Raw genomic sequence first — 21,880 nt, 5'->3', positions numbered from 1 at the left:
AAGGCCGGAGGAAATCCTCCGGCCTCTTTTTTTGCCATGGAACAATATTTTTACGCCTTCATTGTACCGGCCGCCGCCATGATCCTCGATTCCGTACTCGGGGATCCGCAGAGCCTCCCGCACCCCGTGCGCTACATCGGCAAAGGGCTTGATCTCTATGAGGCTTCCGCCCGTCGAGTGGGATGGAACCTTCGCGCGGCGGGATGGGCCGCTGTTATTTTTTTCGGCGTGGGATCATGGTGCATTGCCACTGTTCTCTGCGCCATTCCGTATCTCGGCGTACTGATAGCCGTATATTTGTCATATGCGGGGCTGGCCTTGGGATGCCTGATAAAAGAAAGCAGGCGAGTTGCCACACTTGTGGATTCCGGTGATCTGGAAGGTGCGCGAAAGGCCTTGGCCATGCTGGTAAGCCGAGAAACCTCGTCTTTAACTCCGGAAGAGATCCGCAAGACTCTGGCCGAAACCGTAAGCGAGAATCTCAACGATGGTTTCGTGGCCCCCATGTTCTACCTCGTCATATTTGGACCGGGCGGCATGTGGGCCTACAAGGCGATAAGCACCATGGATTCCATGTGGGGATATCGTACCGAACGATTTAGGGACTTAGGACGCGGTGCCGCAAAAACAGACGATGTTCTCGCCTGGATTCCCGCGAGGATAACGGCATGGGCCTTACTGCTGACAGGCAAACTGCGCGGACTGAACTTCAGGGATGCCAAAGCCCACTTCGCAACCGATGCCGCCAAAATGGAAAGCCCCAACGCAGGCTGGCCCATGGCGGCCGCAGCATGGCTCATGGGTGCCCGTATGGGGGGAAGGGCGACCTATTTCGGCCGGATAAAGGAAAAGCCTTTACTCGGGCCGGAAGGAAGCTCCTGGAATAGAGAGAAGATTCATTCGCTTATCAAGCTGTGCAGAACTTCCGGCCATCGGGCAGGGTGGATATTTATACTCCTGCTTGGATGGATCAGGTTCGCCGTCTAAGCGGTTCAGAATGGTCTACAAAACAAAAAAAGGGCTCCGTCAGGAGCCCTTTCAATTTATTTGCCGAGTTCTACGCTTCGCTTATAGCATTCGTACACGGCGTCAATGATGTCGCCGCGTGTGCCTTGTCTGTCAAAGTGCATCAGCGCACGGACAGTCGTTCCGCCGGGAGATGTCACCATCTCGCGAAGTTCGCTGACGGAGTGGTCGCTCTCGGTCGCCATCTTGGCTGCACCGACAAACAGTCCCTTGACCATCTGCGTTACCTGCGGCCGAGTCAGTCCCAGCGCCACACCGGACTCAATCATAGCTTCCATGAAATAGAAGACATAGGCGGGGCCGGAACCAATAACACCGGTAAAGGCGTCAAAGAGTTTTTCCGGCAGGATGTGCACCTGGCCGATCGCCTCGAACAGACCGGGGATGAAGGATTTCAGCTCCTCGCTCAATTCCTTGTCATCCAGGCAGACAGCGGATACGGATTCACCCACCAGGGCAGGGGTGTCGGGCATGACCCGAACCACAGGGCACCGCCCCTCGCTCCAATCCCGGAACCGTTCAACGGTCAACCCGGCACAGATGGAGACCAGGCATTTTGACGCATTGAGGACGGAAGCGATTTCCTTTACCAAGAGCTCTGCATGCTGAGGCTTCACAGCCACAACCACAACGTCGCAAACTTGGGCCAAAGACTCCGCAGAGTCGTGGGGCTTAAGGCCTGCACTCTTGGCCAGCCGTTCCAGGTTATCCTTGTGCAGGTCGAAACCATGTAGCTCGATGTCGTCGCGGGAGGCCAATCCGTTCAGGATGGCCGACCCCATATTGCCTGTACCGATGAATCCGATTTTCTTGGACATTATCCCACCAATTCGTCGTCGTTAAAGAAGTATGCAACCTCGGTCTTGGCGGTGTCGGGACCGTCGGAACCGTGGCAGGAGTTGTTTTGGATGCTCATGCCATACGCCGCGCGGATGGTGCCTTCGGCTGCATCGGCCGGATTGGTGGCGCCCATCAGTTTGCGGTAATTCTCAATGGCGTTTTCTCCCTCAAGGCAGGAAACCACGACAGGGCCGGAGACCATGTAGTCCACCAGTTCGCCAAAGAAAGGGCGCTCCTTGTGCACGGCATAGAATCCTTCAGCCTTGGCGCGGTCCATGTGGATCATCTTCATGCCTTTGATCTTCAGACCGGAGTCGGTAATCATCTTGAGAATTTCAGCGATGAGTCCACGCTCGACAGCGTCCGGCTTGATGATGGAAAAAGTGCGTTCGATAGCCATTAAAGCCTCCCAATGTTTTTGTCTTATACGTATCGGCAGCGATTTGCCAGTCTTCCAAAGGGCCCTCGCATGGCCCTAACAAAGCAGCATACGGTCGGAGACGCCCCCATCGCCACGCAATTCCGAAAAACGGCGCAGCAGGTCTTCGACCTTGAGATTCTTTTTTTCTTCTCCGGAAATATCGAGGACGATTTGCCCCCTGTGGAACATGATCAGCCGGTTGCCCAGCGTAATGGCCTGATTCATGTTGTGAGTAACCATCAGGGCGGTAAGTTTCTGGGTCTGAACCAACTCCTCGGTCAATTCCAAAATCATGCTTCCGGTCTTGGGATCAAGGGCGGCGGTATGCTCATCCAAGAGCAACAGATGCGGACGTACCAGGGTCGCCATAAGCATGGTCAGGGCCTGCCGCTGGCCGCCGGAGAGCAGGCCTGTGGATGTCCGCAGGCGGTCTTCCAGCCCGAGTCCGATCACGGAGAGTTTTTCCTGAAAGAACTTCCTATCCTTGGCCTTTACACCAAGGCCGAAGGTTCGCCTTTGCCCTCGCTTCATAGCCATGGCCAGATTCTGTTCGATGGTAGCCCCGGCGCAGGTTCCCAGCAAGGGATCCTGAAAGACCCGTCCGATGAGTGCAGCCCGCTTATATTCAGGCCAATTCGTGACATCCCGGTCTTCCAAAATAATTTTCCCACTGTCCAGGGGAAAGGTTCCGGCAATCGCATTCAGGAAGGTGGATTTTCCCGCCCCATTGGAGCCGATTATGGTGATGAAATCCCCGTCGTTGACCTCAAGATTGACATCGGTCAGCGCCTGAACCTCATTAACGCTTCCCTTGTTGAAAGCCTTTGTCAGATTGGAGATGGATATCATCGGGTACCTCCCAGAATGCGACGCTTTATGCGCGGCATAACAAGGGCGAATATGACCAACAGGGCTGTAATCAGGTTCAAATCGCTTGGTGTGAAGGAGAAGGAACCGAGCTTCAGCCCCAGGGCCAGGGCAATAACCACGCGGTAAAGCACTGACCCCAACAGGGCGGCAACGAGTGCCCGGCCGATTGTCTTGTCGCCAAAGACAGTCTCGCCGACAATGACGGAAGCCAAGCCTGCGACAATGGTTCCCACGCCCATGTTGACGTCCGCCGAGCCTTGATTCTGGGCTACCAGAGCTCCAGACATGGAGACCATGGCATTGGACAAACCGACTCCACAAATGATGACGATATCCGTATTCACCCCCTGACTGGTAATCATCTGTGAATTATCCCCGGTAGCGAGAAAAGCGAGCCCCACCTCGGTGTGCAGAAACCAAACGAGCACAGCAACCGTCACAAAACAGATTATCGCAAACAGAACAGGCGTCGAGAGGTATGAGGGCAGGCCGGTATAGGTCCTGAACCAATCAACCACCGTGTCCTTACCGAGCAAGGTCATATTGGGACGGCCCATGATCCGCAAGTTGATGGAATAGAGTGAGATCATGGTCAAAATGGAGGCCAGCAGATGGAGGATCTTGAATTTCGTATTTAAAATGCCGGTGACGGCCCCGGCGAGGAACCCTGCGGCTCCAGCCATGAAAATTGCCAGTACAGGGGAATGGCCCGAGGTCACGGCAACAGCTGCCACCGATGCGCCCAGGGGCAAGCTTCCATCTACGGTCAAATCCGGAAAATCAAGCACCCGGAAGGTGAGATAGACGCCAAGGACCATAAGGCCATAGGCGAATCCCTGTTCCACGGCACCGAACAGTGCGTAACTCGTCATCATTATATCCTAATTTTACACCCAGAAAGGTCCAATGCACATCTGCGACAGACACGCCGAAAAAAAGGCGCGTTGTGGACAACGCGCCTTGTATACTGAATGCGACCAATACGCAAACGCAGGCTACTCAATAACCTTTGCAGCGCTCTTTACCAGATCCTCGGGCAAGGTCACGCCCATGGCGGCTGCTGCGGATTTGTTTACGTGCAGATTAAGGTCGTTAAGGAATTCGATCGGCATGGAAGAGGGCGCCACCCCCTCCTTGAGGATGCGGTAGGCCATGTCCCCGGTCTGGAGACCCATCTTGTAATAATCCACTGCGACAGCGGCAATTGCACCACGCTGTACGGAGTCGACATCCGCTGCAATCAACGGGAGCTGAGTATCCTTGCAGACCTTGATGGCGGACTCCAATGCAGAGACGACCGTATTATCAGTAGGGATATAGATGGCCTGACACCGGCCGACCAAACTCTTGGCGGCCTGATACACGCCACTTGAGTTGGCAATGGTCGCTTCCTCAACGGAAAGACCGGCCTTAGCTGCCTCCTCTTTCAGTTTGTTCACAAGAACAACGGAATTGGGCTCGCCTGCATTGTATATTACGCCGAGGGTCTCAATTTTGGGAACAATCCGTTTGATGAGAGCGATATGCTTGTCCATGGGGCTGAAATCGGACATGCCGGTGATGTTGCCGCCTCCGGTATTGGCCAGATTCTTGACCAACCCGGCAGAGACAGGATCAGTAACACCGGTAAAAAGAATGGGCCGATCATGAATCTTCTGGGCAGCGGCCTGGGCCCCTGGGGTTGCAATAGCCAGAACCAGGTCCGGTTCCTCACCCATGATCTGGCTAATGATCTGCACATTGGTGCCTGGATTTGCCTGGGCGATGTGGACATTAGCCTTTACATCAAGGCCTTTTTCCTTAAGCCGGTCCAGAACACCTTTGCACATGGCATCCAGGGCAGGGTGTTCGACAAATTGCGTAACCGAAACCACATACTGTTTTGCATAGGCCTGACCGGCCATGAGCAGGCCGAGTAAGGCTATCAACGTGTACATGACTTTTTTCATAAATGGATTCCTCCCTTGAAATAGTGACCACAAACTTTGAACTTTCTAGCGTTTTCAAGTCAAGCTGTTTTGAAATTTCCAGAAAAAAGGCCGCTCGTCGCGGCCTTGATAATGTATGATTGCAATCGATCAGAATCTAATTTCCTCTTCCTTGACCACCTTGAAGGCCTTGTTGCCCTTAACCCTTCCCGGCAGTCCGTAAAATTTGCGAACGCCTTCAACCTCGGCTTCGAGTAATTCATCCTCGTCGGTGTCCAACAAAATGATGTCGCCTTCCTGCAGATAGAGAAGCTGGCGCCCGCTAATGGAAGTCCGCCCAAGACGAATGACCACCTCCACGGGTGTCTCCATCAGTCGTTCCTTGAAACGATTGATCCAGACATGGTCGACTTCCAATCGTTCGGACTGGAAGGAAGCATGCAGCTTGGAGCGGATGGGTTCCATGGTCGCGTAGGGAAGACAGACGATGAGAGACCCGATGGCGTTTTCGAGTTCCACCTCGAAAGTGACGACGATAACAACATCGGACGGCGGAACAATGGCCGCAAACTGTGGGTTCACCTCGGTCCGGACCATTTCGACATGGACTTCATGCACCGGCTTCCACGATTCTTCCATGTTTGCCAGGGCGATTTTAACCACGCGCTCGACAATGGCCTGCTCAATGGGGGTAAAATCCCGTCCCTCAACCTTGGGCTGGCTTCCCGCGCCGCCAAAAAAGTTTTCCACCAGGGCGAAAACCAGACGAGAGTCCACTACCAGCAATGCGTTGCCGCGCAGAGGGTCCATCTTGAAAATGGAAATAGATGTGGGCACCGGAAGCGAACGCATGAAATCCCCAAACTTGGACATGTCGATGGAGATGGGGTTGATATCAACCCGCTTGCGCATGGTGTTGGCGAGAGCGTTGGTGCAAAGCCTGGAAAATCGATCATTGACGATTTCGAGAACAGGCATACGACCACGGATGATCCGGTCTTGGTTGGCCAGGTCAAACGAAACAACACCGGAGTCGTCCTCCGGTATCTCGGTCTCAGTCTCGACATCTCCTCCGGAAAGTCCTCGGAGCAGAGCATCAACTTCATCTTGTTCGAGGATTTTGCTCATCTCAAAAACGCCTCTCTCTTGCCTCTGTTACAGCCAAATCATCTGACGTATCGACGGTTTTTTGAATACCACAACAACGATCAGCAAGAAGTGGACCGCAACCTATCTCTTATATCGGCAAAATTGGAAATCTCTTTAACTGGTTGTTACACGGCCACTGCCGACAACGCAATAGGCTGTCCCTCTTCACATGTTGTATTTTTTTAAAGAGAATCTACAAATTTTCTAGAGAGAAACCTCACCAGAAAATATCTTTTTAAATTCAACAAGCTAGAACGGACCTTACAGCTCGACCTCAAAAACAACCATTCAATGCTCACCTAAAAGCAAAAAAAAGTTGAATCTCTTTCAATTCATTCAGGCTTCATCTGAGATAATGAAATCAGCTGAACGGAAGAATTTCGGGTAGCGCCCCATTGCTGCAGGGCAGCAAGTGTGGCGGGGTAGGGATGGCCGATGGCAATAGCCTGGCCCTGCTTGCGTGCAACATTCTCCGCCTTTTTCAGCTGGTGGATAATGGCATTCACATCTTTGACGTTATCCAAGAAGATGTCCCTCTCGTAAAATGGAATATCTAGATCGTGGGCAATCTTTCGACAGACGCTGTGTGGGGTCGTAAGGCTGTCGAGAAAGAAGACGCCATGTTTGTGGAATTCCGTCAAAGCGACCCGCATCCCATCCGGGGACTCGGTGAAACGGGATCCCATATGGTTGTTGACGCCAATAGCCCCAGGTATACGCGAAAGGTTCTCGGCAATGCGGGCCCGGACCTGATCAGCCGTCATGGAAACGAACAAGGCATCCTTTCCGGGATTGTATTTGGGATATCCCAAAGGCTCCATGGGAAAGTGAACCATGAGGTCATGCCCTGTACGTTTGATCAGGGCGACACTGGCATCCGTATGGCTGGCATTCGGCCAGACGGCAAGAGCAACCGGGAAATCAAGCTGTACCAGTCCCTTCAGGACATGCATATTTTCGCCGACGTCATCTATGACGATAGCCAGCTTGGGCCCTTTCTTTTCAGGTGCCGGAAGGACAAAAGGGACAGTCTGCAGCAAAAGGCGGTGGGTAGGGTAGGAGTCTATGCTGACCAGTGCTTCCGAAGTCCCATTGGTGCTCAGAAGTGCTTCGGGTTCCCGTTCAGCCAGTCGTTGTTTCAATGTAGCCAAAAAAGACAGCACATTTTTGGTCTCAGGTATTCGTAAAACCTGATAGTGGTATGCATGGCCATCATGGTGGCGAAGTTCGACATCCAGCAAATCCAGCTCTGAGAGACTCAGGTTCAAACGGCGCATGGCCTCGATGATGGAGAGGTCTACTTCCTTGACCTTGTCTTCAAGGGAGTATGTTTCCTCCTCATAGACTTTTTGAATCGCAGTTTCCGCCTCTATGCTGGAAACAACGACTGGAGGAGGGGTGTCTTCGGTGGCAAGATGGTAGCCAAGCCAGAGCAATCCACCAATCGCAATGGCAAAAATAAAAATAAGAGGACCGGGCCGGTAGAGCTTCGTAAGGAAGCTGCCGGACCCGGTCGTTTCTTTCTTTTCTCCGGGACGTTCGTCCATTGGATGCCGTAGCCCTCGCTAGTTGATTTCCTTCATCACGGGAAGGCTCTTCACCAGCTCCAACGCCATGCGCAGCTGGTTGTCACGTTCCAGACGATCCTTCGCCTTTTCGGCATCCTCATCTTCACCCGTCTTGGGCTTGAGGTGGTTGCCATTCTCAAGGTGACGGCTCAAGTCCTTTTCCCGGACAGTAAAACGATTGCGCATCTCGGTGTCATCATCCTTGACCGGAGCGACAAAGGGAATCTTGAGATCCGGCTCGATGCCAAGGGCCTGGATGGAGCGTCCCTTGGGAGTGTAGTACAGCGCCGTGGTCAGCTTGATAGCCGAACCATCCGCCATGGGAACGATGGTCTGAACCGATCCCTTGCCAAAGGAGCGCTCGCCGACAATGAGGGCCCTGCGGTGATCCTGAAGAGCTCCGGCAACGATTTCCGAAGCGGAAGCCGAACCGGCATTGATGAGGACGACCATGGGAACCGTGACGTCATCCGCAGTGTGGGAGGCGTAAAAGTCCTTGCGGTTCGCCTTGTCCTTACCCTGAATGTAAACGATGGTGCCATCGTCCACAAAGGTATCCACAACGGACACGGCCTGTCCCAGCAGTCCGCCGGGGTTGTTGCGCAGATCAAGGACAATCCCCTTGAGTTCATGCAATTTCTTGTATTCCGAAATCTTCTCCCGCATGTTCCGGGTGGTGGATTCATGGAATTTGGTGAGGCGAAGGTAGAGATAGCCGTCCTCAAGAGACTGGGATTTGACGCTGACAATGGGAATGGTGCCGCGAGTGATGGCGATTTCTTTTGGCTTGTTGGAATCCTTATGCAGAATCAACAACTTGACCGTTGTTCCTTTTTTGCCGCGAATGCGCTTGACTGCGTCCATCAGGCTCATGTCCTGAGTCGGTTCGCCGTCGATTTCCAGAATCAAATCGCCGGGAAGCATTCCGGCCTTGTCGGCAGGAGTGTCCTCAATGGGTGTGACGCAAGTCAAACGTCCCTGGTCCAGGCTGATTTCGATGCCGATACCACTGAACTTGCCGGAGGTATCGACCTGCATTTCCTTGTAATCCTCAGGAGTGAGGTAGGCGGAGTGCGGATCGAGCTGCTCGATCATGCCCTTGATGGAATTGTCGATGAGCTCTTTGCGGGTCACCGGCTTGACGTAATAAGTCTCGACCATATCGAGCACTTGGGAAAAGCGCTTGAGAGCCTCGAAATGGTCGTTCTTGGCCGCCATTGTGGTGCCGGGAGCAACCGTGAGGGTAAGGAGGAGAATGAAAGTTGATAACCAAAGCGCAATCCGCATGAAGGCCTCCAATAATTCGTCTTCGGTAGATAGGTCCTTCCGCTTCCTTAATGAAGCGAAGTCAACCAGAGTTTCGGATTAATTGGTTTTTGATGAAAACGCAATTCAAAATAAAGACCAGGACCGCTCGCCTGGGGATAGTAACCGACTACTCCCAGCGGCTCATCCTTTTCCACTTCCTGCCCATTACGCACATACGTTTTGGACAAATAGGCGTATAAACTATAATAATTATATCCATGATAAACGATAACCACATTCCCGAACCCGCGCAACGTATCGTTATGAACGACCTTGCCCCAAAACACCGACTGGACTTGTGCGTCCTTATCCGTACTCAGCCCCAGCCCACGAACAGGAGGCTTGGCTGAAAGATTGAACAGTGCAACCTGGCGTCCCTTTACCGGCCATGGGAGCATTCGCTGATACAGGTTGAACCGTTTGGTCTTCTGTGATTGAAGCTGATATTTAAGTTCCTGAATTGTCGCCAGAATGCCATTCAGTTCACTTTCAATATCCTCTTTCCGCTTCCTGACCTTTTGTAGATTTTTGCGTAAGGCGTACTTGTTGCCAAGCAATTGATCCTTATTTCGATTGATGGCTTCCAGCTGTTCCGTGGCCTCATGCTCAAGCAATCGTTGCCGCTCAAGATTTTGGGCTATGAGCCGGGAATTTTCCCTGGCCTCGTCAAATTTACCCTTTGTCGCCACATATATCTCAGAAAGCCAATTGAAGCGCCGGTCAAACATATCCCAGCTGTCTACATCTTGAAAACGTGCCCGAACATTCTGCAGATGCACAGGCCAGAGTGTTCCCACCAGCCCGGAAAGCTCCGAGGCGATGCGCTCCTTTTCCTTTTCCAGCGCAAAATGATCATCCCGCGCCTTCTGTTCATTTTCACGAATGCCGTTCAGCACTTTTTCCTGATGGTCGATTTGCTTGCGCAAGGAACGGATGTCGCTCTCGATATTGGTAAGACGAGAGGAGATGCTTCCGGCCTTGCGCGTAAGCTTGCGTACCTCCTGCTCCTTTTCGTCGGCGCGTTGATGTTCCTTCTGCAACGAATCGTGCAGGGCTTCAGGCGGCTCTTGTGCCGTCAGGAAAGCCGGACAAAGCAACACGGCCAGAAAAACAGTCAATGCAAATTGCATCAGGCTCTAATTATCCAGATAAGGTCCAAGCGGGCAGCTTTCGCACACTCCCGCCTTTTTTTTGCACCAGTCCTTGCCCACGCGAACGATCAGTGCGTGATATTCATTGTAAAGTGCCACATCTTCCGGCAATGCGTCCATGAAAACCGCCTGAAGGGCATGATAGTCCATATCTTCGTCCACCATGCCATGCCGCCCCAGCATACGAAAGGTATAGGCATCCACCACAAAGGTGGGTTGCTCCAAGGCATAGAGAAGTATGGCATCCGCCGTTTCCGGTCCGATGCCGCTTATTCCCAAGACCTTTGGGCGAAGATCATACAAAGGCCAATCGCGCAGTGCCGAAATATCGAATTCCGCTTCATTCCCAAGGAATGTCAGAAAATTATGCAGCCGCTTTGCTTTAATGTTATAGTAACCGGCTGGACGGATAAGATCAGCCAGTTCCGCGGGGGGAAGAGCGTGCATGGCCTCGGCGTCAAGCAACCCTCTATTCTTGAGGTTTGTGATAGCTTTTTCAACATTCTTCCAATTGGTATTTTGCGTCAGGATGGCCCCCACCGCAATTTCAAAAGGCGTTTCGCCGGGCCACCAGTCACTCGGCCCCAAGGCCGCAAGCATGGCCTCATACATACCCAGAAGAGTCTCAGCCGTTCCCACGTTTATGCCCCCACATTCTCCCAGATTAGGGCAGCCCATTCCCCGTCAACACGGCGTTCAGGTTCGTCCAATCCTTGACGAACATAAGTCCCGGCCACGGCATCCGCCTGCCGGTCGGCCAAAATGCCGGAAAGCACCAGAGTACCGCCGGGACATACGCGAGGCACCAGCAAATGCGCCATCTCAATGAGCGGCCCGGAAAGGATATTGGCCACGACGAAATCAAAGGAGGCGTCATTATCAAGACTATCCACCGTACCCACGGCCAATTCCACACTGCCCGCCGCGCCGTTGGCTTTCACGTTCTCACGGGCGCAGACGACGGCCTGCGGGTCGATGTCCATGGCAAGTCCCGTCAAGCCGAGCTTGCACAATCCGATCGCCAGAATCCCGGAGCCGGTCCCCAGATCAAAAAAGGTATGCCCCCCCTGGATTGACCTCTTCTGAGCCAGTTCGCCTATGACTTGGAGGCAGAGGGATGTAGTGGGGTGGTGGCCGGTCCCAAAGGCCATTTTCGGCTCAATGGTGATACAGGTATGCCCTTCGGCGCATTGATCCTGCAACCACGGTGGGACGATCGTAAAAATTTCACCACAATTCACCGGATTAAAGAAGTCCTTCCAAGCCATGGTCCAATCTTCGGACTCCTGCTCACCGTACGCGACTTTGCCATCAGGAAATTGATTTTCGAACTCACGGACCATCTCCATGCCCAGCGGATGATCCTCGAGATAGAGGGTGAAATGTCGCTGATCGCCCTGCGGAGTTTCCTCCCAACCATGAGGAGCACGGGAGGCGATAAAAACACCAGCTTCGTCGGCATTCGATTCGGGTACATTGAACTCAATTTTAAGCAGCGTGGACATGCCGTGTTCCTTTTTCATATGAGAAGGCCGGGAAATATTTCCCGGCCTTTTGATACTATATCAACCAATCAGCACATGTCGTCGATGCAGGCTCCCTTTCCGGTGTAGTGAAACTCTTGCACCGAAGTCTTCCAGTCCTGCTTTGCTTCCCGGGCATCAATCTGTGGAGACTGCATCTGCTCCGGGATATTGGTTACGGTTCCCGATGCAACCTCTCTGCTATCCGGATAAGCAAATGTGTTCAGAGAGTCGATTGCCTCAATAGATGACATGGCTGTTTCTCCTACAACTGTTCGTATCCTCTTTACTCCAAGCGGGTCAAGGAAACTACAGAGAGGCCAAAACCTTATCCAAGACGGCCATAAAGGTCAGAATGTCCTCTTCTTCGACGGTCAAGGGCGGCACCAACCGCAGAATCTTGCCCTGAGTAAGGTTGCAAACGACCTTGTTCTCAATCAGACCATTCCAAACAGCTTTGCCGTCGCAACTCAGTTCAATGCCAAAGAGCAAACCGAGTCCGCGAGTTCCGGTGATCTTGTCCGGGTACTTGACCCGGAGCTTCTCTGCTTCGGCTGCGGCGAAAGCACCCATTTTCTCGGCCCGTTCGGCCATATGCTCGTTCACCATGATGTCGATGACCTTGGCGGCAACAGCGGAAACAACGGCACCGCCGCCAAAGGTGGTAGCATGGGAACCGGGCTCGAATCCGCGCGCGGTTTCATCGGTGCAAAGGACTGCGCCCATGGGCAGGCCGTTGGCGAGCGCCTTGGCGCAGGTAAAGATATCCGGAGTGATGCCGTAATGCTGATGCGCCCAGAAGCGGCCGGTCCGGCAAACACCGGTCTGCACTTCATCCACAATCAGCAAAATGCCGTTTTCCTTACACAGGGCAACGATATCGTCCACGTAGTCCTGGGGCAAGGGACGCACGCCACCTTCGCCCTGGACCATTTCAATCATAATAGCTGCGGTGTTGGCACCGATAGCTCCCCGCAAGGCATTGACGTTGCCGAAGGGCACGGTAACAAAACCTTCCGGCAGGGGATCATAACCATCTTTGATGGGACCATACTGTCCGGTCGCCGTCAGTGTGCCCAGGGTCCGGCCATGGAAAGACCGTTCAAGAGTGATGATTTCATACCGATCTTCGCTCCGAACCTTGCGCATATAGCGCCGGGCCAGTTTGATAGCGCCCTCGTTGGCCTCTGCCCCGGAGTTGGCAAAAAACACTTTGCCCGCCGCGCAGGTGGCCAGCAGCTTTTCCGCCAGATCAAGCTGGGGCTCTTGATAGAAGAGATTGCTGACATGGACCATCTTACGGGCCTGTTCGGCCATAACATCGGCAAGGTCATCCCGGCTGTGGCCCAGACTGCATACGGCTATGCCAGCCAGAAAGTCCAAGTATTCCTCTCCATCCAGATCATAAAGACGGCAGCCCTTGGCTCTGGAGACGGCAAGAGGGTACCGGCCATAGGTATTGCAGAGAAGGTTGCCACTCCGTTCTTTTATCATATCGAATTTATTGCTCATTATTTTTTCTCTTGAAAATCTTAATTTTCCCCGGTGGAACCGAATCCTCCAGCTCCCCGGTCGGTAGCTCCCAGTTCATCCACAGAATGCAGGACGCCCTGGAAGACGGGCATGAAAACCAGTTGGGCAATCCGCTGCCCACGCCGAATTCGTCGCACCTCGCCGGAAGTGTTGAGCAGTGAGACCTTTATCTCCCCGCGATAGTCGGGATCAATGACTCCGACCCCCTGACTGACCGTCAACCCTTCCTTGGTGCCAAGTCCGCTGCGGGAGTAGATGAAACCGGCAACGCTTTCTTCCCGAATTTCAATGGCGACTCCCGTCGGAATGGCGGCTTTCTCACCCGGAGCAATCTCCAGCTCATCGGCGTCAATACAGGCGCGCAGGTCCAGGCCGGCCGAATGCTCGGTGGCATACTCGAGGTCATTGTCATTCCAGACCTCATGCAAATACTTCACGTTCACGTCGATCTTTCTCATTCCTTCCACCTGGTCTATGCGTTGAATCCGTTGGTTATGGAGCCTAACCCCATCACTGTCAAACATATAAACGGACAGTTTGCAGGCGTAGGAGATGAGCAAGCCTCGTCCACATCGAGCGTACGGTCTTCAAATTTGTAGACCAACCAGACTTCAGGTGTCGTGCGAAAAGACATAGTTGTTGGAACCGCTTCACAATTCCGTAAACACGACAAGCGGCTGCGTTGCTATCCACGTGACAACACCAACAATCAGAAAAGGAGAAGGCGGAAAGCACTGGGAAGAGCTTCGGGATATGTGGATCGCAACAGTTCGGTATTCCGAGGAGAGGGCAGCTAACCTCGTAGGACAGAGACGTTATGACGAAGAACTCTATACGAGTATCAGATTTGATGCCTGTTGGAGATAGCCACCCCATCACAATTGATGAAAATGTCAATCATGACCGGATGAAACAGCATAAACGATGTTATTTTAGCTCTTTCACAAAAAATAACGAGCTCGTCCACTATGATCACATTCTATACCGTTACAGGTGAGAACTGATCGTGAACAAAAAAAAGACTGCCAATCCAGCTAGTTAAAACTTTTCTTGACAGTCAGCCAACTCTTGTGTTTTTGTGGCTCCCCTTTACGATCGGATTATTGCCCGATTTGTGAAACGAATGAGAGACCGCTTAAGCCATCACCCCCACAGGTGACTTTTTTGGCAACAAAACCGAAAGAGGGTACACGTCTTGCTATTTCAACCTATCAACAAGAATTATCATGAATTCTGCATCGACCGTGACAAGGACCTGTGCATCAATTGTCAGGTCTGTGTCCGTCAGTGCTCCTACGAAGCCCATTACTGGGACGAGGCGCGCCAGAAGGTCATGCACGACAATTCCAAGTGTGTCGGCTGCCACCGCTGTGAAGCGATGTGCCCCACGGCGGCCCTGAACATCCGTAACAAGCCGTCCGACTTTCGCACCAACAAACTATGGCGTCCCGTTTTCCTGCAGAACATTTACAAGCAGGCGGACACTGGCGGCGTTTTGTTGGCCGGAATGGGCTCTCCCGTAGACATTCCAGTTTATTGGGACAAGATGCTTCTTGATGCCAGCCAGGTGACCAACCCTTCCATCGACCCGCTGCGCGAGCCCATGGAACTCAAGACTTTCCTCGGTGCCAAGCCAAAAAAACTGACTATCATCACCGGCAAAAACGGCAAGCCTACGCTCAAGACCAAACTTACTCCCCAGCTCGAACTGAACTATCCCATGATGTTCGCGGCCATGAGCTTTGGCGCAATCAATTTTAATCTGCACCGTGCCATGGCCCGTGCAGCCACCGAGACCGGTATTGCCTACAATACCGGCGAGGGTGGGCTGCACAAGTCTCTCTACAAATACGGCAAGAATACCATTGTTCAGGTAGCATCCGGCCGTTTTGGCGTTCACCTGGACTACCTCAAGGCCGGAGCGGGAATCGAAATCAAGGTTGGTCAGGGTGCGAAACCCGGCATCGGCGGTCATCTGCCCGGTGCCAAGATCAATGCCAAGGTTTCGGAAACGCGTATGGTCCCCCTGGGGTCCGACGCCATTTCCCCGGCTCCTCACCATGACATTTATTCCATTGAGGATCTGCTTCAGCTTATTTACGCGTTGAAGGAGGCCTCGGAATACAAGGTGCCCATCTCCGTCAAGATCGCGGCCGTGCACAATGTGTCGGCCATCGCCTCCGGCATAGCAAGGGCAGGGGCGGACATCATCGCTGTTGACGGTATGCGCGGCGGCACAGGCGCGGCTCCGGCCATGATTCGCGACAATGTCGGCATTCCCATCGAACTGGCCCTGGCCCAGGTTGACCAGCGGCTTCGCGACGAAGGCATCCGCAACAATGTCTCCATCGTTGCCTCCGGCGGTATCCGCTGTTCCGGCGACGTCATCAAGGCCATAGCTTTGGGGGCGGACGCCGTGTATCTGGGAACGTCCACTCTTATCGCCGTGGGTTGCACCCTGTGTGGCCGTTGCTACACCGGCAAATGCCCGTGGGGCATAGCCACCAACGACACCAAGCTCTCCAAGCGCCAGAACCCGGACATCGCGGCCAAGAAACTGGTCAATCTGATCCGGGCCTGGGGCCATGAAATTGAAGAGATGCTCGGCGGCATGGGGCTCAACTCCATTGAATCCCTGCGCGGCAATCGCGACAAACTGCGCGGCGTGGGGCTTTCTGACACAGAACTCGACATCCTCGGCATCAAACACGCCGGGCGCTAGACGGAGGACCACATGAAAAGAGTCTATCCGGACAAAGAATACTGTATTGGTTGCCACCTCTGCGAACTGGCCTGCATCACCGCCCATTCGCAGTCAAAGGATCTGATTCTCGCCTATCGCGAAGAGCGCGGCCAGACCGGCCTCTCCCCGTGCAAGCGGGTCTTCGAAAAAGGGGATACCTGCGTAGCGGTCAGCTGCCGCCACTGCGACGATCCATCCTGCGTGGCCGCATGCATTTCCGGTGCGCTGCACAAGGACCCCGAAACCGGACGCACGGTCTATGAACGCGACAAATGCGTTGGCTGCTGGTCCTGTCTCATGGCCTGTCCCTACGGCGCCATCCGCAGGCACCCCATGGAAAGCAAGATCGTCAAATGCGACCTGTGTGTGGGACGGGAAGGCGGCCCGGCATGTGTGGCCGCATGCCCCAATCAGGCACTGAAATTCGAAGATCGGGACTAAGGGGAACACCATGAAATACGTCATCATCGGAAACGGCATTGCCTCCATCGGAGCAATTGAAGGCATCCGCAAGGTAGATACCGACAATCCCATCCTGGTCATCGGCTCCGAAGACGCTCCGGCCTATGGCCGTCCCCTGATTTCCTACCTGCTGGCAGGCAAAATCACCCCGGACCGACTGTCCCTGCGGCCCCTGGAGTTCTACGAGAAGTCCAGGGTAGGGCTGAAACTCGGGACCACCGTGTCCTCCATCGACACCTCGGCCAAAACCGTGACCACGGATTCCGGCGAAGTCATCGAATACGAAAATCTGCTCATCGCAACGGGTGGCATTCCCTTTACTCCACCCATTCCCGGTTCGGAAGGACCGGATGTGTACAACTTTACCAATCTGGCCCATGCCCAAACCCTCATCTCCAAAGCAAAAGAGATAAAGAGGGCGGTTGTCATCGGCGGCGGACTCATCGGCCTCAAGGCGGGCGAATCGCTGTTCGACAGAGGCGTGGACGTGACCATCCTGGAGCTTTCCCCTCGCATCCTCAGTCTCGCCTTTGACAAAAATGCGGCGATGCTGGCAGGCGAACGTCTGGACGAAGTCGGCTTGAATGTCCGCTGCGGTGTTTCCGCCAAGGAAATCCAGCGTGACAAGGAGGGCAATCTGAAGGGCGTGCACCTGACCGATGGCGACTTCCTGCAATGTGACGTGGTTGTCATAGCCATCGGCGTCGTGCCCAACTATGCACTGGCCAAGGATGCAGGCATTGATGTGGACAGAGGTATCCAGGTGGACGACCACATGCGTGCCAGCGAGGACGGGGTGTATGCGGCCGGAGACGTTGCCCAGGCACGCGACCTGCTGTTTGACGAAGACAGGGTCATCCCCATCTGGACCAATGCCTATAATCAAGGATTTTGTGCGGGCAAAAACATGGCGGGCAAGGACATTCCCTTCACCGGGTCACTGTCCATGAACTCCATCTCGTTTTACGGCCTGCCCACCATTTCCGTAGGTACGGTAAACCCGCCGGATGACGACCCCAGCTACGAGATCGCCACCTCCCTGGATGAAAAGAAGAAGAGCTATCGCAAGCTTGTGTTCCACAATGACCATCTGGTGGGCTACGTCCTGGTGGGCGATATAGACATGGCGGGCATGTACACCGCCTTCGTCAAATTCCAGATGTCGGTCCCCGAAGAGGCCAAGAAACAGATTCTGGCCGGTGCGCCGGATGTGCTCATGTGGCCGGACGATTTCTTCAAGGAGACCTGGAACCCCGGCGTGGTGGAACAGGATTAAGAGAGGACTTAAATGAAAGCGCCTGAAAGATATTACGATTTCCAGAAGGACATCTCCGGCTGCGGCATTTTCGGAGTGATCCATAAGAAGCGCGGCCTCATCGGAGGCGACATGCCCATTGCGGCCATGACCTGCATGCACGACCGTGGCAACGGTCTGGGCGGCGGCTTCGCGGCCTACGGTATCTATCCGGAACATGCGGATCGCTACTGCTTCCATATGATGTATGATGAGGACTCGGCCATTGAAAAGACCGAGAAGATGCTGCACGCCTACTTTGACCTGCATCACTTCGAGCCCATCCCCACCCGGCGGACCTTGGCCATTCCCAATCCTCCGACATTCATCCGTTATTTCGTATCCGTGCCGGAACGGCCGAACAACGAATTCGCGGAGCAGGGCGAAGAGGATTATGTGGTCTCCGTGGTCATGAAGATCAACACCAACATCCCCGGGGCCTTCGTCGTTTCCAGCGGCAAGAACATGGGTGTGTTCAAGGGCGTAGGCTTTCCAGAAGATATCGCGGAATTCTTCAGGCTGGAAGAATACAAGGCATACATCTGGACCGGCCACAACCGTTTCCCGACCAACACTCCCGGCTGGTGGGGCGGGGCGCACCCGTTCACCATCCTGAACTGGTCCATTGTTCACAACGGTGAAATTTCATCCTACGGAATAAACCGTCGCTGGCTGTGCGAACACGATTACCTGTGCACTATGATGACGGATACGGAAGTCGTAGCCTACGAGCTCGACTTGCTTATCCGCAAGCACGGGCTCTCCTGGGAAATGGCGGCCAAGTGTTTTGCTCCGCCTTTCTGGGGCGAAATCGAGAGCATGGATGCAGATGACCGAGAGCTCTACACCACACTCAGGGCCACGTACGGTTCGGGCATGCTCAACGGCCCCTTTGCCATTCTGGTGGCTGACAATAATCGCCTCATGGGGTTGAACGACCGCATCAAACTGAGGCCGTTGCTGGTTGCCGAAAAGGACGACATGGTCTTCATGTCGAGCGAGGAATCGGCTGTTCGCGACGTATGCCCCGAACTGGATCGGGTTTGGATGCCCAAGGCGGGTGAACCCGTGATCGTGGATCTGGAGGATTGATGATGGGTACTGATCGCAAAAAAATGACCCTGACCGCAGGGAAAACATACTACAAGCAATTCAATGAGGAAATCCGCACCAAAGTGAAGGAGGGCGTTACCGACTTCACCCTGGAAGACGTCAACGGCCAGCGCTATATTGCCACGGCCCTGGAGGGAGACCTCACTTTCGACATCAGTGGAGTGCCCGGCCAGGATCTGGCCGCATTCATGCGTGGTCCATACATCCGGGTGCGCAATAATGCCCAGGACGGCGTTGGCAATACCATGGACAATGGCCGAATAGTGATAGAAGGCTTGGCCGGAGACGTCATCGGATACGCCATGCGTGGCGGTGAGATATTCATCAAGGGAGATGTTGGCTACCGTGTGGGCATCCACATGAAAGCATACCTCGACCATCAGCCGAAAATAGTCATCGGCGGCAAGGCCGGGGACTTTCTCGGTGAATACATGGCCGGTGGAATTATTTTGCTCTTGGGTATGTTTTCTGATAAGCCTGATGCGCCCGTTGCGGGACAAAGCCTCGGAACGGGAATGCACGGCGGCGTTATTTACGTGCGAGGCGAAGTTTCCGAAAATCAGCTCGGCCCTGGGCTGCACGCGCAGCCTGCCGATGCCGACGATCTCAAGGTTATCGAAAGCCTTGTGGAAGACTACGCCAAGGAATTGAAACTGGACAGCAAGAAGATTATGAGCGAGAACTTCTCGAAAATACGTCCGTTCTCGCACCGACCGTACGGTAACCTCTACGTTCCCTGTTAAAAGGGGACAGAGATGTCGGCCGGAAATATTTCCGGGAGACAACCGCACTGATGTTCCAGTTCCGATTTCAATTTTGACGGGAACGCAACTTTAATACCTGTTCTGGAGGATTCATGTTCTTTGATTCCGTAGCCTATGCAATGGCCCCGCCCTCCGGCGGTGGTGCTGCAGGCGCTCCCGGCGGCTTGGGTGCCATCCTTGGCGGCCCTCTGCCTATGCTGATTCTGATGTTCGCCATCTTCTACTTCCTGCTCATCCGTCCGCAGCAGAAGAAGCAGAAGCAACACCGGGCCATGCTTGATGCACTCAGCAAGGGTGACAAGGTCTGGACCAACGGCGGCATCCTCGGCATTATCGTGGACATCGACGGTGACAACCTCACCATCGAAATCGCCAAAGACGTAAACGTTGTCATCAAGCGTGGTTTTGTCGCCGATAAGGACGGCAAGCCCGCCGCAGACGTAAAGAAAAAGAAGTAGGGTTGACAGCCTGCCCAATCGGACTTCCTTCGGGCCGGACCACACTAGCTGTGGCCCGGTCCGTCTTCATGTTTGAGGAAGCCAACGGTGCAGACTGTAACGTGTTCGTATCATAGGGAGATTTCATGCAGAGTCTGCGTCTAAGAATTATCATCACCGCGGCCGTGCTGATTTTGGGTCTGGGCTACATGTTGCCGTCAATTCCAGCTGTGGAAAAAAGCATCGGCAAATATCTGCCCGGCAATCCGGTCAGTCTGGGGCTTGACCTCAAGGGAGGCATCCACCTCACACTTGGCGTGGACATGGCCACCGCCATGAAGAACAATCTTTCTCTCCTCGGTGAGGACCTCAAGTCCGCCGCCAGAGACAAAGGCGTTTTTATCCTCCGGCCCACCGCGCTGACCGGGAACCGTATGCAGCTGGTGCTGCTTAAAAGCGAACAAAGGGATGAGCTTGATAAATTGATCAAGTCTCAGACGCCCTTTGCCATCGACAGCACTGAGTCCATGGATGGAGGCAAGCTGAAGTACATCGTCTCTGTGCCTCCCCGGTATATAGATGACATGACCAAGCTGACCATGGATCAGGCCATCAAAACCATCCGAAACAGAATTGACCAGTTCGGTGTGTCCGAACCCGATATCCGCAAGCAGCAGGGGAACCGCATTCAGGTGCAGCTGCCCGGTCTGCAGGATCCGGAACGTGCCATCAAGATTGTTGGTCAGACCGCACACCTTGAATTCAAGATGGTTGACGATACCGCCGACGTGCAGAAGGCCGTCAAAGGTATTTTGCCTCCCGGACGGGAACTGTCTTCGCTGATGCATCGCAACGCCGATCAGTCCTATTCCGAGACGCCTATCGTTTTGAAGAAGGATGCCGTGCTTACCGGTGAATACATCACCGACGCCAAGGTTTTGATGGATCAGTGGAACGCTCCTTACGTAGCCATTTCCTTCAACAATCGAGGCGGCAACCTGTTCGCCGAGCTGACCGGTGAAAACGTGAACAAACGGATGGCCATTGTCCTGGACGGCAAGGTCTATTCCGCCCCGGTCATTCAGGAAAAGATTACTGGCGGCCGCGCGTCCATCACCGGCCACTTCACCAATGAGGAAGCCAGAGACCTGGCTGTGGTTCTGCGCGCCGGTTCACTGCCTGCTCCGGTCAAGATTCTGGAACAGCGGACGGTCGGTCCCTCCTTGGGACAGGAATCCATCAACAAGGGCATCATCTCTGCCGTTATCGGTCTGGGTGTCGTACTTGTCTTCATGTTCATCTATTACGGCTTCGGCGGTCTGGTTGCCGACTTCGTACTCTGCCTGAACATCATGCTTATTCTGGGAGGCCTGGCCGCCTTTGGCGCCACGCTGACCCTGCCGGGTATTGCAGGTATCATCCTGACTATCGGTATGGCAGTGGATGCAAACGTCATCATCTTTGAGCGCATCCGCGAGGAACTCAGGCGTGGGCTGACGGCACGTGCAGCACTCCAAGAGGGCTACGGCCGCGCCACTCTGACGATCATGGACGCCAACGTGACCACGGTCATTGCGGCGGTCATCCTCTATCAGTTCGGCACCGGTCCGGTGCGAGGATTCGCCGTCACCCTGACGCTCGGAATCATCACCTCGATGTTCACGGCCATTTTCGTGTCGCGCATCCTGTTCGACCTGTATTTGAAAGGGCGCACCGATAGCGCCAAACTGAGCATCTAGGGGAGAGAGAA

22 protein-coding genes are annotated in these 21,880 nt (G+C 54.1%); 8 read left to right on the top strand and 14 right to left on the bottom strand.

Translation table 11 applies throughout. The features are described 5' to 3' along the window. Positions 1-36 precede the first annotated feature (36 nt). Entirely contained in the window at positions 37-987 is a 951-nt protein-coding gene (gene cbiB, locus ACI0FG_RS07630) for an adenosylcobinamide-phosphate synthase CbiB (RefSeq protein WP_419787945.1), read from the top strand. Positions 988-1,043: 56 nt separating this feature from the next. On the opposite strand, the gene proC is transcribed toward cbiB, so the two are convergent. The 14 genes from proC to dut all read right to left on the bottom strand — a co-directional run bounded on the left by proC (position 1,044) and on the right by dut (position 13,775). Further along, a complete protein-coding gene (gene proC, locus ACI0FG_RS07625; RefSeq protein ID WP_419787944.1) occupies positions 1,044-1,844 on the bottom strand; it encodes a pyrroline-5-carboxylate reductase in 801 nt (266 codons plus the stop codon). Further along, positions 1,844-2,266 (bottom strand): nucleoside-diphosphate kinase, encoded by a 423-nt coding sequence (ndk, locus tag ACI0FG_RS07620; RefSeq protein ID WP_419787943.1) that lies wholly within the window; start codon positions 2,264-2,266, stop codon positions 1,844-1,846. The genes proC and ndk overlap by 1 nt, the downstream gene beginning before the upstream one ends. Positions 2,267-2,341: 75 nt before the next feature. Next, positions 2,342-3,136 (bottom strand): ABC transporter ATP-binding protein, encoded by a 795-nt coding sequence (locus tag ACI0FG_RS07615; protein ID WP_419787942.1) that lies wholly within the window; start codon positions 3,134-3,136, stop codon positions 2,342-2,344. Continuing rightward, positions 3,133-4,029, bottom strand: coding sequence for an ABC transporter permease (locus ACI0FG_RS07610; protein ID WP_419787941.1), 897 nt, complete (start codon positions 4,027-4,029; stop codon positions 3,133-3,135). Before ACI0FG_RS07610 ends, ACI0FG_RS07615 begins: the two co-directional genes overlap by 4 nt. Positions 4,030-4,152: 123 nt before the next feature. Continuing rightward, positions 4,153-5,106: an ABC transporter substrate-binding protein gene (locus ACI0FG_RS07605; RefSeq protein WP_419787940.1), complete on the bottom strand. Its 954-nt coding sequence runs from the start codon at positions 5,104-5,106 to the stop codon at positions 4,153-4,155. 129 nt (positions 5,107-5,235) lie between these two features. Further along, positions 5,236-6,213 (bottom strand): flagellar motor switch protein FliM, encoded by a 978-nt coding sequence (fliM, locus tag ACI0FG_RS07600; RefSeq protein ID WP_419787939.1) that lies wholly within the window; start codon positions 6,211-6,213, stop codon positions 5,236-5,238. Between the two features lie 353 nt (positions 6,214-6,566). Then, positions 6,567-7,781, bottom strand: coding sequence for a divergent polysaccharide deacetylase family protein (locus tag ACI0FG_RS07595; protein WP_419787938.1), 1,215 nt, complete (start codon positions 7,779-7,781; stop codon positions 6,567-6,569). 18 nt (positions 7,782-7,799) lie between these two features. Further along, a complete protein-coding gene (locus ACI0FG_RS07590; protein WP_419787937.1) occupies positions 7,800-9,089 on the bottom strand; it encodes a S41 family peptidase in 1,290 nt (429 codons plus the stop codon). 47 nt (positions 9,090-9,136) lie between these two features. Next, on the bottom strand, positions 9,137-10,240 hold the full coding sequence (locus ACI0FG_RS07585) for a murein hydrolase activator EnvC family protein (protein WP_419787936.1): 1,104 nt from the start codon (positions 10,238-10,240) through the stop codon (positions 9,137-9,139). Positions 10,241-10,246: 6 nt separating this feature from the next. Continuing rightward, positions 10,247-10,873: an endonuclease III domain-containing protein gene (locus ACI0FG_RS07580; protein WP_419787935.1), complete on the bottom strand. Its 627-nt coding sequence runs from the start codon at positions 10,871-10,873 to the stop codon at positions 10,247-10,249. Between the two features lie 29 nt (positions 10,874-10,902). Further along, on the bottom strand, positions 10,903-11,766 hold the full coding sequence (locus tag ACI0FG_RS07575; RefSeq protein ID WP_419787934.1) for a 50S ribosomal protein L11 methyltransferase: 864 nt from the start codon (positions 11,764-11,766) through the stop codon (positions 10,903-10,905). Between the two features lie 68 nt (positions 11,767-11,834). Beyond that, positions 11,835-12,038 (bottom strand): hypothetical protein, encoded by a 204-nt coding sequence (locus ACI0FG_RS07570; protein WP_419787933.1) that lies wholly within the window; start codon positions 12,036-12,038, stop codon positions 11,835-11,837. Positions 12,039-12,093: 55 nt separating this feature from the next. After that, positions 12,094-13,296 carry an aspartate aminotransferase family protein gene (locus ACI0FG_RS07565; protein ID WP_419787932.1) on the bottom strand — a complete coding sequence of 401 codons (1,203 nt, stop codon included), beginning with the start codon at positions 13,294-13,296 and terminating at the stop codon, positions 12,094-12,096. 20 nt (positions 13,297-13,316) lie between these two features. Then, a complete protein-coding gene (gene dut / locus ACI0FG_RS07560; RefSeq protein WP_419787931.1) occupies positions 13,317-13,775 on the bottom strand; it encodes a dUTP diphosphatase in 459 nt (152 codons plus the stop codon). 737 nt (positions 13,776-14,512) lie between these two features. Here dut and ACI0FG_RS07555 point away from each other — a divergent pair. The 7 genes from ACI0FG_RS07555 (at position 14,513) to secD (ending at position 21,869) form a co-directional block, all read left to right on the top strand. Continuing rightward, positions 14,513-16,039, top strand: a complete 1,527-nt coding sequence (locus ACI0FG_RS07555; RefSeq protein ID WP_419787930.1) for a glutamate synthase-related protein — start codon at positions 14,513-14,515, stop codon at positions 16,037-16,039. A 12-nt stretch (positions 16,040-16,051) separates the two neighbouring features. Beyond that, on the top strand, positions 16,052-16,501 hold the full coding sequence (locus ACI0FG_RS07550; protein WP_419787929.1) for a 4Fe-4S dicluster domain-containing protein: 450 nt from the start codon (positions 16,052-16,054) through the stop codon (positions 16,499-16,501). A gap of 10 nt (positions 16,502-16,511) precedes the next feature. After that, a complete protein-coding gene (locus ACI0FG_RS07545; protein WP_419787928.1) occupies positions 16,512-17,798 on the top strand; it encodes an NAD(P)/FAD-dependent oxidoreductase in 1,287 nt (428 codons plus the stop codon). Between the two features lie 12 nt (positions 17,799-17,810). Continuing rightward, positions 17,811-18,908, top strand: coding sequence for a class II glutamine amidotransferase (locus ACI0FG_RS07540; protein WP_419787927.1), 1,098 nt, complete (start codon positions 17,811-17,813; stop codon positions 18,906-18,908). Continuing rightward, a complete protein-coding gene (locus tag ACI0FG_RS07535) occupies positions 18,908-19,672 on the top strand; it encodes a hypothetical protein (RefSeq protein WP_419787926.1) in 765 nt (254 codons plus the stop codon). The genes ACI0FG_RS07540 and ACI0FG_RS07535 overlap by 1 nt, the downstream gene beginning before the upstream one ends. A gap of 113 nt (positions 19,673-19,785) precedes the next feature. Next, a complete protein-coding gene (yajC, locus tag ACI0FG_RS07530) occupies positions 19,786-20,151 on the top strand; it encodes a preprotein translocase subunit YajC (RefSeq protein WP_419787925.1) in 366 nt (121 codons plus the stop codon). 125 nt (positions 20,152-20,276) lie between these two features. Continuing rightward, on the top strand, positions 20,277-21,869 hold the full coding sequence (gene secD, locus ACI0FG_RS07525; protein WP_419787924.1) for a protein translocase subunit SecD: 1,593 nt from the start codon (positions 20,277-20,279) through the stop codon (positions 21,867-21,869). Positions 21,870-21,880: the final 11 nt, after the last annotated feature.

The organism is Pseudodesulfovibrio sp. 7M6 (genome assembly GCF_050058625.1).
Lineage (GTDB): Bacteria > Desulfobacterota > Desulfovibrionia > Desulfovibrionales > Desulfovibrionaceae > Pseudodesulfovibrio > Pseudodesulfovibrio salinus.
Note: the sequence above shows the minus strand (reverse complement) of the source record. Positions and strands in the feature narration are given on the sequence as shown.